Source organism: Gluconobacter sp. P1D12_c, assembly GCF_018812105.1.
GTDB classification, from domain to species: Bacteria; Pseudomonadota; Alphaproteobacteria; order Acetobacterales; family Acetobacteraceae; genus Gluconobacter; species Gluconobacter oxydans_A.
Window position 1 is genome coordinate 1 of the sequence record NZ_JACSIQ010000429.1, and the last position, 467, is coordinate 467.

The 467-nt window shown below is 57.0% G+C and carries 1 protein-coding gene; it reads left to right on the plus strand.

The window, feature by feature from the left end; translation table 11 throughout:
• A partial coding sequence (locus KP705_RS17510; protein WP_215765203.1) for a transposase occupies positions 1 to 337 on the plus strand: 337 nt, incomplete at its 5' end.
• Positions 338 to 467 lie beyond the last annotated feature (130 nt).

Consider the following 467-nt stretch of genomic DNA (forward strand, 5'->3'; position numbering starts at 1 on the left):
TGTCCTTACCGGAGGCCAAGTCTCGGATTACAAAGCCACAGACGCCCTGATAAAGCTACCTGTCCCAAACCCCAAAGCCATGCTGGCCGACCGGGGCTATGACAGTGACAGTTTCCGCCAGGAACTGCTGGTCCACGGGATCCTGCCAGTCATTCCATCACGCAAAGGCCGCAGCGCTCCACAGAAAACAGACTGGCGCCGTTACAGGGATCGCAACCRCATCRAGCGGMTGTTCAAYMAMCTCAAGCAGATGCGMCGYATCGCGACSCGMTACGACAARACCGCCYTGTCCTTCATGAGTTTCCTCAATCTCGCCGCAGCAAAGCGGCGAKATTGAGGAARCTCATGAAGGAYAAGGCGGTYTTGTCGYAKCGGGTCGCKATGCGGCGCATCTGCTKGAGCCTGTTGAACATCCGCTTGATGTGGTTGCGATCCCTGTAACGGCGCCAGTCTGTTTTCTGTGGAGC